This window comes from Bradyrhizobium sp. AC87j1 (assembly GCF_002936975.1).
GTDB classification, from domain to species: Bacteria; Pseudomonadota; Alphaproteobacteria; order Rhizobiales; family Xanthobacteraceae; genus Bradyrhizobium; species Bradyrhizobium shewense.
The window spans coordinates 93,834-106,191 of record NZ_PTFE01000013.1; the positions used below are offsets into that span (position 1 = coordinate 93,834).

14 protein-coding genes are annotated in these 12,358 nt (G+C 65.9%); 6 read left to right on the top strand and 8 right to left on the bottom strand.

Annotated features, from left to right (window positions below; all coding sequences use genetic code 11):
* Nucleotides 1-23 precede the first annotated feature (23 nt).
* From CV770_RS10235 to CV770_RS10255, 5 genes are all read right to left on the bottom strand, one after another.
* Nucleotides 24-479 (bottom strand): PEGA domain-containing protein, encoded by a 456-nt coding sequence (locus CV770_RS10235; protein WP_104462225.1) that lies wholly within the window; start codon nucleotides 477-479, stop codon nucleotides 24-26.
* A 129-nt stretch (nucleotides 480-608) separates the two neighbouring features.
* Complete coding sequence (locus CV770_RS10240; protein WP_104462226.1) at nucleotides 609-2,030, bottom strand: MFS transporter; 1,422 nt, start codon at nucleotides 2,028-2,030, stop codon at nucleotides 609-611.
* 138 nt (nucleotides 2,031-2,168) lie between these two features.
* Complete coding sequence (locus tag CV770_RS10245; RefSeq protein ID WP_201759783.1) at nucleotides 2,169-3,194, bottom strand: aldo/keto reductase; 1,026 nt, start codon at nucleotides 3,192-3,194, stop codon at nucleotides 2,169-2,171.
* Between the two features lie 113 nt (nucleotides 3,195-3,307).
* Nucleotides 3,308-3,508, bottom strand: coding sequence for a hypothetical protein (locus CV770_RS10250; RefSeq protein WP_245453715.1), 201 nt, complete (start codon nucleotides 3,506-3,508; stop codon nucleotides 3,308-3,310).
* 128 nt (nucleotides 3,509-3,636) lie between these two features.
* On the bottom strand, nucleotides 3,637-4,593 hold the full coding sequence (locus CV770_RS10255) for an AraC-like ligand-binding domain-containing protein (protein WP_104462229.1): 957 nt from the start codon (nucleotides 4,591-4,593) through the stop codon (nucleotides 3,637-3,639).
* A 196-nt stretch (nucleotides 4,594-4,789) separates the two neighbouring features.
* On the opposite strand from CV770_RS10255, the gene CV770_RS10260 reads away from it, so the two are divergent.
* Together CV770_RS10260 and CV770_RS10265 are read left to right on the top strand one after the other, a co-directional pair.
* Entirely contained in the window at nucleotides 4,790-5,806 is a 1,017-nt protein-coding gene (locus CV770_RS10260) for a carbon-nitrogen hydrolase family protein (RefSeq protein ID WP_104462238.1), read from the top strand.
* A 28-nt stretch (nucleotides 5,807-5,834) separates the two neighbouring features.
* Nucleotides 5,835-6,875 carry a phenylacetaldoxime dehydratase family protein gene (locus CV770_RS10265; RefSeq protein WP_104462230.1) on the top strand — a complete coding sequence of 347 codons (1,041 nt, stop codon included), beginning with the start codon at nucleotides 5,835-5,837 and terminating at the stop codon, nucleotides 6,873-6,875.
* On the opposite strand, the gene CV770_RS10270 is transcribed toward CV770_RS10265, so the two are convergent.
* Nucleotides 6,872-7,510, bottom strand: a complete 639-nt coding sequence (locus CV770_RS10270; protein ID WP_104462231.1) for an HAD family hydrolase — start codon at nucleotides 7,508-7,510, stop codon at nucleotides 6,872-6,874. The two genes, CV770_RS10265 and CV770_RS10270, sit on opposite strands and share 4 nt — an antisense overlap.
* Nucleotides 7,511-7,586: 76 nt before the next feature.
* On the opposite strand from CV770_RS10270, the gene CV770_RS10275 reads away from it, so the two are divergent.
* The 4 genes from CV770_RS10275 to tsaA all read left to right on the top strand — a co-directional run bounded on the left by CV770_RS10275 (nucleotide 7,587) and on the right by tsaA (nucleotide 10,266).
* A complete protein-coding gene (locus tag CV770_RS10275; RefSeq protein WP_104462232.1) occupies nucleotides 7,587-8,552 on the top strand; it encodes a lytic transglycosylase domain-containing protein in 966 nt (321 codons plus the stop codon).
* A gap of 104 nt (nucleotides 8,553-8,656) precedes the next feature.
* On the top strand, nucleotides 8,657-9,397 hold the full coding sequence (locus CV770_RS10280) for an AzlC family ABC transporter permease (protein WP_104462233.1): 741 nt from the start codon (nucleotides 8,657-8,659) through the stop codon (nucleotides 9,395-9,397).
* Entirely contained in the window at nucleotides 9,394-9,744 is a 351-nt protein-coding gene (locus tag CV770_RS10285) for an AzlD domain-containing protein (RefSeq protein WP_104462234.1), read from the top strand. The genes CV770_RS10280 and CV770_RS10285 overlap by 4 nt, the downstream gene beginning before the upstream one ends.
* Before the next feature lie 30 nt (nucleotides 9,745-9,774).
* A complete protein-coding gene (gene tsaA / locus CV770_RS10290) occupies nucleotides 9,775-10,266 on the top strand; it encodes a tRNA (N6-threonylcarbamoyladenosine(37)-N6)-methyltransferase TrmO (RefSeq protein ID WP_091957000.1) in 492 nt (163 codons plus the stop codon).
* Nucleotides 10,267-10,378: 112 nt separating this feature from the next.
* Here the strand turns inward: tsaA and CV770_RS10295 are convergent, their stop codons facing one another.
* A complete protein-coding gene (locus CV770_RS10295; protein WP_091956999.1) occupies nucleotides 10,379-10,804 on the bottom strand; it encodes an HIT domain-containing protein in 426 nt (141 codons plus the stop codon).
* Nucleotides 10,805-10,854: 50 nt separating this feature from the next.
* Entirely contained in the window at nucleotides 10,855-12,093 is a 1,239-nt protein-coding gene (locus CV770_RS10300; protein WP_104462235.1) for a GNAT family N-acetyltransferase, read from the bottom strand.
* Nucleotides 12,094-12,358 lie beyond the last annotated feature (265 nt).

The window sequence follows — 12,358 nt, forward strand, 5'->3', positions numbered from 1 at the left end:
TTTGTGAGGTTGTGCGTGACCCGTTACGTCCCTGCTTCAGGCGCGGGCGCCGCCACAGGAGGCCGTGGCTTCTTCGGCGCGGCCGGCCGCGCGCGGACCGACGGCTGCATCGTGACGATGACCGGATTGGGCTTGTGATCGGTGGCCGCCCCCGTTGCGGCGTCGACTCCCATCCCGACGACGCCGCCGAGCAAGAGGTTGCCGGCGAAGCCGGTGGCCCCGGTGCCTGAAACTTCCTTGGTGAGCTGCACCGTCTGGGATTGATAGCCTTCCTTCTCGAAGGTGATCGTGATGTCGGCGTTACGCTTGGCGACGATGGCGCAGGGTGTGGTGCAGGTGGTGGGCACTTCGAGCCCGGAGACCATGGCTTCCACGCCTGACGGTGTCGATGAGATGCTGATATTTTCGGTCGTGCCGCGTGTCACAGACGCGCAACCGCCCAGCATGACGCTGAGCGCCACAATTCCCACTAAACGCATGAAATGCCCCTTATTCCCCACGCCAATGAAGCGCAACCGGAGCGCGAGGGCAATAGGTCATTGGTCCTGATAGTTAAGCCACGCAGGGGTTGTGCACGGGAATGGCCCGTACCTGCACGTGGGGCTCTGTCAGTCGCCCCGCAGGCGCTGATCGTCCTGCACGCGGACCTGTTCGGCGCCGCGCGCGCCAACCGGAGACAGCCGCAACATGCTCAGCACCGCGCCGCAGAGTGCAAACCCGACGCCCACGAGCAGTGCCAGCCTGGTCCCCTCAACCGGATACCGTCCGAGCAACAGCGCCACCAGCGCGGCGCCAGTGGTCTGGCCGAGCAGGCGCGCCGTGCCCAGCATGCCGCTGGCGCCGCCGGCGCGCTCGCGCGGGGCGGCTGCGATCATGGTGCGGTTGTTGGGGGTCTGGAACAGGCCGAACCCGGCGCCGGCCAGCGCCATGCGCCAGATCACGTCGAGCGCCGTAGGCGCTGCCGGCAGGAAGGCGAGCGCGGCGAGGCCGCAGGCGAACAGCGTGAGGCCGATGCCGCCGAGCAGGCCGGCCGGATAACGCTCGACCAGGCGGCCGGCGAGGGGCGCCGCGAAGGCCACTGCGATCGGCCATGGCGTGATCAGGAGGCCCATATGCACCGCCGAATAGCCGAAGCGGCTCTGGAGGTAGAAGGGGATCGCGACGAAGGCCAGCATCTGCCCGCAGAACGAGGCGATCGAGGTCGCAATGGACAGCGCGAACACGGGGATACGCAACAGGTCGAGCGGCAGCAGCGGCGAGGTCATGTGGGTTTCGCGCCAGATCAGCAGCGCGCCTGCGACGAGAGCGATGGCGAACTGGATCAGGCAGGTGACCGCGGCCTCGCCATGACCGACGCTGTCGACGGCCGCGATCCCGACGCCGAAGGTGATCGCCGAAAGCCCCGCGCTCTGCCAGTCGAACGAATGGCTGGCGGGCTTTGTGTGCGGCAGGCTGCGCAGGCCCAGCACCAGCGTCACCGCGCCGAGCGGCACGTTGATGGCGAACAGCCACGGCCAGCTTCCGACCGCCAGGATGCCTGCGGCGAGCGTCGGGCCGATGGCAGCCGAGAAGGCGACGACGAGCGCGTTGAGCCCGATGCCGCGGCCGAGCTGGCTGCGCGGGTAGGTGAAGCGCACCAGCGCCGCGTTGACGCTCATGATGCCGGCCGCGCCAAAGCCCTGGAGGATGCGCGCGAGCGTGAGCAGCGGCAGCGTATGCGCCAGCGCGCAGAAGGCGGATGCCAGCGTGAACAGCACCAGCCCGACCAGATAGACGCGGCGATAGCCGACGATCTCGCCGAGCGAAGCCAGCGGCAGCAGCGAGATCGTGATCGCGAGCTGGTAGCCGTTGACGATCCAGATCGAGAAGGCTGGACTTGCGTCGAGGTCGGCCGCGATCGTCGGCAGCGCGACATTGGCGATGGCGCTGTCGACCACCGCCATGATGATGCCCAGCGCAATGGTCAGCACAGCCTGGTTGCGCTGCGGCTGCGGCAGGCCGTCGGCGTGCTCGATGGGGGCGGACGACATGATGGAGGCGCGCTTGATTCGAGCCGTGTTTCATCTCCGGATTAGGAAATTGCCGGATTGACGGCAACCCGTCAGGCTTTCCGCAGTTCCCCCAACGGAAGCACTCGTGGCGGCTCGGCACACACAAAGATTCTTGCGCTACACCGCCGGCGGATTGCGGTCGGTAAAGGTCGTGCGCTGGTGCCAATAGGGGTATGGCAGCGTCACCTTGCTCGCGGCGTCGAGCTTGGCGATCTGGTCCTTGGTCAAGGACCAGCCGACCGCGCCGAGATTTTCACGCAGCTGCGTCTCGTTGCGCGCGCCGATGATCAGCGTCGATACGGTCGGGCGCTGCAGCAGCCAGTTCAGCGCGATCTGCGAGACGCTCTTGCCGGTTTCCTTCGCGACCTCGTCGATGGCATCGATGACACGATAGACATGCTCGTCCGGCACCGGCGGTCCGAACTCGGCGGTCTTGGGCAGGCGGCTCACCTCGGGCTTCGGCTGACCTCGGCGAAGCTTGCCGGTGAGGCGTCCCCATCCGAGCGGCGACCAGACCACGGCACCCAACCCCTGGTCGAGGCCGAGCGGCATCAACTCCCATTCGTAATCGCGCCCGATCAGCGAATAATAGGTCTGGTTGGCGACGTAGCGCGGAAAACCGTGCTTGTCGGCGACGGCGAGCGACTTCATCAGGTGCCAGCCCGAGAAATTCGAAACGCCGACATAGCGGATCTTGCCGGCGCGCACGAGCGTATCGAGGGTCGCGAGCACCTCCTCGGGCGGGGTGAAGGCGTCGAAGCCGTGGAGCTGGAACAGGTCGATGTAGTCGGTGCCGAGCCGGCTCAGCGAACCCTCGATGGCTGCGAGCAGATGCTGACGTGACGAGCCGATGTCGTTGGGGCCATCGCCGAAGCGAAACGTGGCCTTGGTCGAGACCAGCACCTTGTCGCGGCGACCCTTGATGGCTTCGCCGAGAACGCGCTCGGACTCGCCGAGCGAATAGACGTCCGCGGTGTCGAACATCGACACGCCGGCCTCGAGGCAGATATCCAGCAGGCGCCGCGCCTCGGTCGCGTCGGTCGTGCCCCACGCGGCAAGGCGGCCGACGCCGCCGAAGGTGCCGGTGCCAAGGCTCAAAGCGGGCACCATGAGGCCTGACCGGCCCAAGCGTCGGTATTCCATCGATATGCTCCTCGGCTGGCCGCTGATTGATCGTTGTCGCCGTGGCACTGAGGTTAGCGCAAGCGGACGCCTTGTCCTATCACGCGCTCACATACCGGCCTTGCTCGGACGCCCTAATCGTGCCGAAGCATGTCATCGAACGCGGTATCAACGATGCGCGGGCCGACGATCTTCGCCGATAGTTTCGCCTCGTCCTTTGCCTGGGATGGGGTAGCGCAGCCGAACTCACGATTGCGCGTCTGCTGCGGCAGGAGAGTCAAACCCCATCCCACCACGACCAGCACGGCGAGACGGATCGCGATGACGCTCAGCAACAGCTCCGTTCCGCTTATCGTGGCCTGAGTCCTCATGCGTGGCAGCCTGATCCACGCCGCAACGCAAGACAATCTGGAATTGGCGAGCGTTGCCTTCGGCCAGGACGAAGGCTTACGAAGATGGCTGCTCAGTGCCGCAGCTGGCTCTGCCTGAAATCGCGCGGCGACATCCCGAAGTGCTCGCGGAAGACCCGGCCGAAATGCGAGAGGTCGTTGAAACCCCAGGCGAAGGCGATCTCGCTGATGTGGCGATGGACGAGCATGGGCGAGACGAGGTCGCGCCGGCACTGCGCAAGGCGCTCGGCGAGGACGTAACGCTGGAACGAGGTCTCCTCGTCGGCGAGAAGGTCGTTCACGTAGCGCGGCGAAATGCCGAGCGCGGCCGCGGTCTCCGACAATGAAAGGTCGGGGTCGGCGAGGTGCGCGCGGACGTGCGCCTTGAGCCGGTAGATCAGCGCGGAGCGGTGGGTCGAGGATGGCAGCGACGTCTTGCCGAGCCCCTCGCTCAGCGCCATCGCGAGCAGATCGACGGCCTGTTCCGACAGAACAGCGGCGTTGCCAGGGGCGAGCCGGTCGGCGCTCTGGCAAAGCCGGAAGATGAAATCATAGGCGAGCCGCTCGAGCGGTGCCTCAGTGCCGAACGACATCGCGGTCAGCGTCTCCGTGCCGCCGAGCCGGCGCTGCAACATTTCGCGCGGTACCTTGAAGATGGTCTGCGTGAAAGCGTCGTTGAACTTCAGCTCATAGGGGCGGGTGGTGTCGTAGAGCGCGAATTCGCCGGGATGAACCACGGTCTCGCGGCCGTCCTGCACCACGCCGCCGTCGCCCCGATGACCGAGCGCCACCAGGACGAAATCCTGATCCGAGCGCGCGATGCGGGAGGGCGTGCGGAACACATGCTGGCGATCGGAGCAGACCTCGGAGCACACCGCCTTGCCGAGCGCGGCTTGCGTCACCGAGCCGCGAAAGGCGCTGCCGAGATCGGACTTGCAGTCGAGCCCGACGAAGACGTCGCAGACGATGTCCTGCCAGAGGGCGAGCCGCCGGTAGCCCGGGCTGCCGTCCGTCGTGAACTGGATTGGCATCGGCAGGCCTCCCTTTCACATCCAGCGAAATCGCATGTTGGCGCAGATCCAAGCCGATCCGAGGCAAATCCCGTACCGGGCCGAAATCCCGGCCGGTCGAGTTTTTGTTCCGCCGCGGTCGAGCGGCCGGTTGCCCGCTTTGGCCCAATAGACTGCATCGGAGATGGCTTCCGATCAACCGGCAATGGAGGCGGCAATGGGCATCGAACATCCGAAATACAAGGTGGCGGTGGTGCAGGCGGCGCCGGCCTGGCTCGATCTCGACGCCTCGATCGACAAGTCGATCGCGCTGATCAGGGAGGCCGCGGAAAAGGGCGCCAGGCTGATCGCCTTTCCCGAGGCCTTCATCCCCGGCTACCCCTGGCACATCTGGATGGACTCGCCGGCCTGGGCGATCGGCCGCGGCTTCGTGCAGCGCTATTTCGACAATTCGCTGTCCTATGACAGCCCGCAGGCCGAGCGGCTGCGCGACGAAGTGCGGAAAGCCAGGCTCACCGCCGTGATCGGCCTGTCCGAACGCGACGGCGGCAGTCTCTATCTGGCGCAATGGCTGATCGGGCCCGATGGCGAGACCATCGCCAAGCGCCGCAAGCTGCGGCCGACCCATGCCGAGCGTACCGTCTACGGCGAGGGCGACGGCAGCGATCTCGCCGTGCATGCGAGGGCCGACATCGGCCGTCTCGGCGCGCTGTGCTGCTGGGAGCATCTCCAGCCGCTGTCCAAATACGCGATGTACGCCCAGAACGAGCAGGTGCACGTCGCGGCCTGGCCGAGCTTCTCGCTCTACGATCCCTTCGCGCCGGCGCTTGGCGCCGAGGTCAACAACGCCGCCTCGCGTGTCTATGCGGTGGAGGGCTCCTGCTTCGTGCTGGCGCCTTGCGCGACGGTCTCGCAAGCGATGATCGATGAGCTCTGTGACCGGCCGGACAAGCACGCGCTGCTGCATGCCGGCGGCGGCTTTGCCGCGATCTACGGTCCCGACGGCAGCCAGATCGGCGAGAAGCTCGCGCCGGATCAGGAGGGGCTATTGATCGCCGAGATCGATCTCGGCGCCATCGGTGTTGCCAAGAACGCGGCAGATCCGGCCGGGCATTATTCGCGGCCCGACGTGACGCGGCTGCTGCTCAACAAGAAGCGGTACCAACGCGTCGAGCAATTTGCGTTGCCGGTGGACACCGTCGAGCCCGCCGACATTGCCGCGGCGGCGAGCTGATCACCGAGATCGAGGGGAGGGTACGATCATGGAATCTGCAATTCCTCAGCATCTCGAGACTCAGCGCACGCGCCACAAGCGCGTGCCTGATGATTACCAGCCGCCATATCCGTCGTTCGTGGCGCGCTACAGGCCCGGCGTGAGCCGCGTCGTGATGGCTTATTTCGGCGTGCAGTTTCGTGGCGCGGCGCCGGCGGCCGCAACGGAGGCGTTCCTTGAGATCGCGGAGCGTTTTTCGGCCGAAAGCGGGCCTTTGCATTGGGATCGCGCGCGCTATATCGACCAGGCCGGCTATGAGACCATCGTCTCGGTCGCCTATTGGGACGACATTGTACGCTTCGACGCCTGGCTCGAACCGGCACGCGCGGCATGGACCGGGAGACAGCGCGAGGGCGTCGGCACCTTCATCGAGGTGCTGCGTCCCATTGTGGCGCGACACGAGACGCTGTTCTCCTCGCCCGATCGGACCGAAGGTGTCGCGGCCATCGCCGGCGGCATGAGCGGCGAGGTGCAGGAGCACGCTTATTGGGGCGGCATGCGCGACCGTATCCCGCTGTCGCAAACCGACGCGATGACGCCCGGCGGCGCGCCGGAACTGGTCCGCGACGGCGCGCGGCGACGCGTGAGGGCGCACGATAATCTCTGCCTGATCCGTTCCGGGCACGACTGGAGCGATACCGAGGCATCCGAGCGAAAGCTCTATCTCGGCGACGTCGAGCCGGTGTTGCGCGAAGGCATGGATTTCCTGCGCGACGAGGGTCTTGCGATCGGCTGCTATGCCAACCGCTACATGCAGGTGCTCCAGGCCGATGGCAGCGTGAGCGAAAAGTCCTACGGCCAGAGCTGGTGGAAGAGTCTGGCGGCGCTCGAACGCTGGGCGGAGTCGCATCCGACCCATGTCCGGATCTTTGGTGCCGCGATGAAGTATCTGTCGACGCTCGGCCCGTCAGCCAAGCTGCGGCTCTATCACGAGGTCACGGTGGCAGCTGCGGACGAGCAGTTCTTCGAATATCTGAACTGCCATCCCAAGACCGGCATGTTGACGGCGGTGGAGGCCGTCAGCGCCTAGCCCACGCAATGACCAAGCAGCTCGGGATGCGCGGCGCAGATGTGATGCGCGCCGGCGTCCCTGAGCTCGGTCTCGCTGCCATAGCCATAGAGCACGCCGATCGCGGTCATGCCGTTGGTGCGGGCGCCGATCACATCGTGGCTGCGGTCGCCGATCATGATTGCGCTGCCGGCATCGACCTTGGTCTCGTCGAGCGCGTAGCGCAGCAGATCGCGCTTGTCGACGCGGGTGCCGTCGAGCTCGGAGCCGAACACGCGCTCGAAGTACGGCTTCAGGCCGAAATGATCGACGATGCGGGTAGCGTAGACCGCGGGCTTGCTGGTCGCCACGAACATGCGCGGCGTCGTTGCGGCCACCGCGGCGAGCGTGTCGTGGATGCCCTGATAGAGCGCATTCTCGAACAGGCCGACCTCGGAAAACCGCTCGCGGTAGAGTAGCAGCGCCCGGTCAGCAAGTTCGTCGGTTCCGACGAGCCTCTTCAGGCTGGCATGCAGCGGCGGCCCAATGCACCAGGTCAGCTCGTCCTGGCTCGGGACCGGCTGGTCGAGTTTTTTCAGGGCATACTGGATCGAACCGGTGATCCCGGGCTTTGGATCGGTGAGTGTGCCGTCGAGATCAAAATAGATTGTCCGCATTTTGGCCGAGCTCAGCGTTGATTATTCCGGCCGTTGCTAGTTGGCTTGGGGCCCGAGTTCAAGGGCTTGGAGCGAAATGCAGCTTGGTGGGGTCCAGAAGCTGATCTGGCAGTTGCTCGTGGCAGCGTTCGTCTGCACATCGGCGCTGGCCGAGGACGCACCGGTTCCTCCCACGCAGCTCGGCCCCGAAGCCCCCGCAAAACCGTCGCCATCGCCCGATTCGGCGCGCGAGAGTGACACGCGGGAGTCGATCTGCCTGATCATCGAGGCCGCCGCGCGCGATGCCAATCTCCCGCTGGAATTTTTCGCCCGGGTGATCTGGCAGGAAAGCCGCTTCCAGGCCGATGCGGTAGGCCCCACCACACGCAGTGGCGAGCACGCTCAGGGGATCGCGCAGTTCATGCCGGGCACCGCAAGCGAGCGCGGGCTGCTCAATCCGTTCAACCCGGTGCAGGCATTGCCGAAGTCGGCGGAATTCCTCAACGAGCTGCGCAATCAGTTCGGCAATCTCGGCCTTGCGGCCGCTGCCTACAACGCAGGTCCGCGGCGCGTGCAGGAATGGCTCGCCGGCACCGGCGGCATGCCGGAGCAGACCCGCAACTATGTCTTGGCTATCACCGGCACGAGCGTCGATGCCTGGGCCAAGGCAGGAGCGACCGGCAAGGGCCCGCCGAGCGCGCCGCCGACGAGCTGTCGCGACCTGATGGCGCTGCTGAAGCGCGCGCCGAATGCTTTCGTCGCCGAGCTCGAGCAGCATGTCGAGCTTGCGGCGGCAAAGGCCTGGGGCGTGCAGCTCGCCGCCGGCTTCGACCGTAACAGGGCGCTGGCGATGTACTCCCGCGCCGCCACGCGGCTCGGTGCCGCGATCGGCGAGCGTGATCCGAGCCTGCTGTCATCGGTGATGCGCAGCCGCGGCACCCGCGCGTTCTACCAGGTACGCATCGGCGCCGACACGCGCAGCGAGGCGGATGATCTCTGTAACCGGATCAGGAAGGCAGGCGGCGCGTGCTTCGTGCTGAAGAACAGGGGTGTGAGCGGGTAGGGGGCCTCGTCGGCGCGCATGCCAGCCCCGCCACGTGTTTCCTTGACGCGAGCCGCCGCGTCACCCGTTATGCGGGCACGATTCCGCAACCCGGCCAAAACTCCGTGGCGCTTCCTCCGCTCGATTCACCGCAATGGAATAGTCCCTGGCGTGCCTTCGGCTGGGGGCTGCGCTCGATCACGCAGACGATCCTCACCATCGTGCTGTTCGTGACCTATCTCGGCATCGGCGCGCTGGCTCATGACACCCATTTCAGCCTGGTCTGGGCGCTCGCCTCGACGCTGTTCGTGTGGGCAGGGCCGGCACAGATCATCCTGATCACCACACTCGGCTCCGGCGCCACCGTCATCCAGTCGGCGATTGCAGTCACCGTCAGCGCCATCAGGCTGTTCCCGATGGTGGTCTCGGTGCTGCCGCTGATGCGCACGCCGATGACCAAACGGCGTGAGCTGGTCTTTGCCGCGCATCTCACCGCGGTGACGCTGTGGGTCGAGTGCCACCGTTTCCTGCCGCAGGTGCCGCGTGAGCGGCGCATCGCCTTCGTTCACGGGCTCGGCTGTGGCCTCGTCTCGGTGTGCCTGGTCGCCAACACGGTGGGCTATTTCCTCGCCGCCAACCTGACGCAAACGCTCGGAGCGGCGATCCTGCTGCTGACGCCGCTGTCCTTCCTGTTCTCGACTGCGCGCAACAGCCGCGAGGTCGCCGACGTCGTCGCGCTGGTGCTGGGCATCTTGCTGTATCCGCTGGCCGCGAAGATGAACTCCGGCGTCGATATCCTGGTCAGCGGGGTGGTGGCCGGCACGATCGCCTATGGCGTGCATTGGTGGCGCGAGGTGCGCGCATGAGTTTTGCGCAGGCCATCGGCGACTGGCATGCGCTGGCGGTGCTGTTCGTCGCCGGCGTCGTTCCCAACCAGATCTGGCGCATGCTGGGCCTGTGGTTCGGCGGCGGCATCGACGAAGGCTCCGAGCTGCTGGTCTGGGTGCGGGCGGTCGCGACCGCGATCCTCGCCGGTGTCATCGCGCAGATCGTGGTCGAGCCGCCGGGCGCGCTCGCCAGCGTGCCTGATACCTTGCGCTACGGCGCGGTGGCCGCCGGCCTCGTCGTGTTCCTGCTGACCCGCCGCTCGATCTTTGCGGGCGTCGTGACCGGCGAAGTCTTCATGCTGGCCGGCACCTGGTGGTTGGGCTAAAACGCTGCCCGACAGCAAGGAACTGGAAATATGGTTCGCAAAAACGAGCTCCGTGAGGGCGAGGTCGCCATCGACCTGCCGCCCGCGCAGGATGCCGGCCTGGTCTTCATCGGCCGCATCCGCACGCCCTGGACCTCGCGGATGGAGACACCGCGGCAGGGACGTCAGGATGGCCCGATCTGCCGGCTCGAGATCTTCGAGCCGTTCGTGCCGGCCATCAAGGGCGTTGATTTCTACAGCAATCTCGAAGTGCTTTACTGGCTCGACCAATCGCGCCGCGACATCATCCTGCAGAGCCCGAAGAACAACGAGAAGACCCGCGGCACCTTCTCGCTGCGCTCGCCGGTGCGTCCCAATCCGATCGGCACGTCGATCGTGAAGCTGGTCGGCATCGAGGGTAATGCGATCCTGGTGCGCGGCCTCGATTGCCTCGACAACACGCCGCTGATCGACATCAAGCCAGATCGGTGCGAGTTCACGCCATTGGCGGCGCCCCAGCCAGGGGATTTCGAGACGGAGTAATCTGTCATTCCGGGGCGCGCCGAAGGCGCGAGCCCGGAATCCATCAGGCGTCAGAGTCGGTGGTGAAATGGATTCCGGGCTCGCACCAAGGGGACACGCCCCGGAATGACAATCAGCTCTTCAGCGCCGCGATCAGCTTCGCCGCATGCTCTTCCAGCACCTTGGCCTCTTCCTTGCGGCTGGCGGGCGGCAGCATCGCCACGCCGTCGTGGCGCGGCATCACGTGCATATGCAGGTGAAACACCACTTGTCCGCCGGCGGGCTCGTTGAACTGCTGGATGGTGATGCCGTCGGCCTTGAAGGCCTTCATTGCGGCGGCTGCGATCTTGTGCGCGCCACGGGCGACATGGGCGTAATCGTCGGGTTTGATGTCGAGGATGTTGCGGGCAGGGGACTTCGGGATCACCAGCGTGTGGCCAGGCACGCGCGGCATGATGTCGAGGAACGCGAAGACGTGCTCGTCCTCGTAGACCTTGGAGCAGGGCAGCTCGCTGCGCAGGATCTTCGCGAAGATGTTGTTGGTGTCGTAGGCGGTCATGACGGCTCCCTAGAGATTTTGCGCTTACTGTCACCAGCCGCGGCAAACCGTCAAGGCGCCTCGTCGGCGCCTTTCCGGAACGGGCCGAGCTCGGCAAGCTCCCGTCCGGCCTCGGCGACATAGGCGCGCTCGCGCTTGAGGTAATCATCGATCGCGCGGCGCAGGCCGGGATCGGCGATGAAGTGCGCGGAATGGGTGGTGCGTGGCAGGTAGCCGCGCGCGATCTTGTGCTCGCCTTGCGCGCCGGCCTCGACATGCGTGAGGCCGCGTTTGATGGCGAAGTCGATCGCCTGGTAATAGCAGACCTCGAAATGCAGGAACGGATGATGCTCGACCGCGCCCCAGTTGCGGCCGAACAGCGTGTCCGAGCCGATGAAGTTGATCGCGCCCGCAATCCAGCGATTGTTGCGGCGGACCATCACCAACAGCACGTCCTCGCTCATGGTCTCGCCGATCAGCGAGAAGAACTCGCGCGTCAGATAGGGACGGCCCCATTTGCGCGAGCCGGTCTCCATGTAGAATGCGAAGAAGGCGTCCCAGGCATCCTCGGTGATGTCCTTGCCCGTCAGCCAGTGGATGGTGATGCCGGCGGGCAGCGCATCGCGCCGCTCGCGCTTGATCGATTTGCGGTGGCGCGAGTTCAGGGTACTGAGGAAATCGTCGAAGTTCGCAAAGCCCTCATTGTGCCAATGGAACTGCTGGTCGGTGCGCTGCAGGAAGCCGTGCTCGGCGAGCAGCTTCCATTCCGCCTCGCGCGCGAAGGTGACATGCACCGAGGAGGCCTTGCTGACGCCGCACAGCGCCACCAGCCCGCTCGCCAGTGCGTCCATGATGCGCTCGTGATCGACGCCGTCGCGGACCAGTAGCCGCGGGCCTGTGGCAGGGGTGAAGGGAACCGAGACCTGGAGCTTCGGATAGTAGCGCCCGCCGGCGCGCTCATAGGCGTCCGCCCAGCCGCGGTCGAAGACGTACTCGCCCTGCGAATGCGATTTCAGATAGCAGGGCACGACACCGGCGACGCGGCCGTCGACCTTGGCCACGAGATGCCGCGGTCCCCAGCCGGTGCGGATTGTCGCCGAACCCGATTTCTCAACGGCCGAGAGAAAGGCGTGTGAGACGAACGGGTTATAGGCAGGTTTTGAGAGGCCGAGGGAATCGCCTGGAAGTCGGGATGAGGTTCCCGTGCCAAGCCCGCTGCATTTGCCGGGATTGGCACAGGCGTCCCAGTCCTCCGGGGATACCTCGCCAATCGAAGGTACGGCCTCGAGCGTGATTTCGGATGATGCCATCGTTGCCCAAGATCGTGCATTGCAGCAGTGACTTCAAGGGGGCGGGGAACGCGCTCTCGTGCCCCGGACGCAGCGCAGCGCCCTTCAGCGACGCGCTGCCGAGCCGCGGCCCAACTCGCTGCGTCGCGTGCCGCCTTCTGGGTCCCTGTGTCTTGGAAGTCTGTCAGGATGGGGTTGGGCGGGAAGCCGTTGGGTCCTTGGCGCTTGACGCCGTGAGCCGGCTCGGTCTCCCGCCCGTTCCATTACCAACCTGAACAGTTGCACG

Bases quoted from the DNA above. Each gene is read 5' to 3' on its own strand.
- CV770_RS10235 (WP_104462225.1), bottom strand. From the start codon at position 479: ATGCGTTTAGTGGGAATTGTGGCGCTCAGCGTCATGCTGGGCGGTTGC.
- CV770_RS10240 (WP_104462226.1), bottom strand. From the start codon at position 2,030: ATGTCGTCCGCCCCCATCGAGCACGCCGACGGCCTGCCGCAGCCGCAG.
- CV770_RS10245 (WP_201759783.1), bottom strand. From the start codon at position 3,194: ATGGAATACCGACGCTTGGGCCGGTCAGGCCTCATGGTGCCCGCTTTG.
- CV770_RS10255 (WP_104462229.1), bottom strand. From the start codon at position 4,593: ATGCCAATCCAGTTCACGACGGACGGCAGCCCGGGCTACCGGCGGCTC.
- CV770_RS10260 (WP_104462238.1), top strand. From the start codon at position 4,790: ATGGGCATCGAACATCCGAAATACAAGGTGGCGGTGGTGCAGGCGGCG.
- CV770_RS10265 (WP_104462230.1), top strand. From the start codon at position 5,835: ATGGAATCTGCAATTCCTCAGCATCTCGAGACTCAGCGCACGCGCCAC.
- CV770_RS10270 (WP_104462231.1), bottom strand. From the start codon at position 7,510: ATGCGGACAATCTATTTTGATCTCGACGGCACACTCACCGATCCAAAG.
- CV770_RS10275 (WP_104462232.1), top strand. From the start codon at position 7,587: ATGCAGCTTGGTGGGGTCCAGAAGCTGATCTGGCAGTTGCTCGTGGCA.
- CV770_RS10285 (WP_104462234.1), top strand. From the start codon at position 9,394: ATGAGTTTTGCGCAGGCCATCGGCGACTGGCATGCGCTGGCGGTGCTG.
- tsaA (WP_091957000.1), top strand. From the start codon at position 9,775: ATGGTTCGCAAAAACGAGCTCCGTGAGGGCGAGGTCGCCATCGACCTG.
- CV770_RS10295 (WP_091956999.1), bottom strand. From the start codon at position 10,804: ATGACCGCCTACGACACCAACAACATCTTCGCGAAGATCCTGCGCAGC.
- CV770_RS10300 (WP_104462235.1), bottom strand. From the start codon at position 12,093: ATGGCATCATCCGAAATCACGCTCGAGGCCGTACCTTCGATTGGCGAG.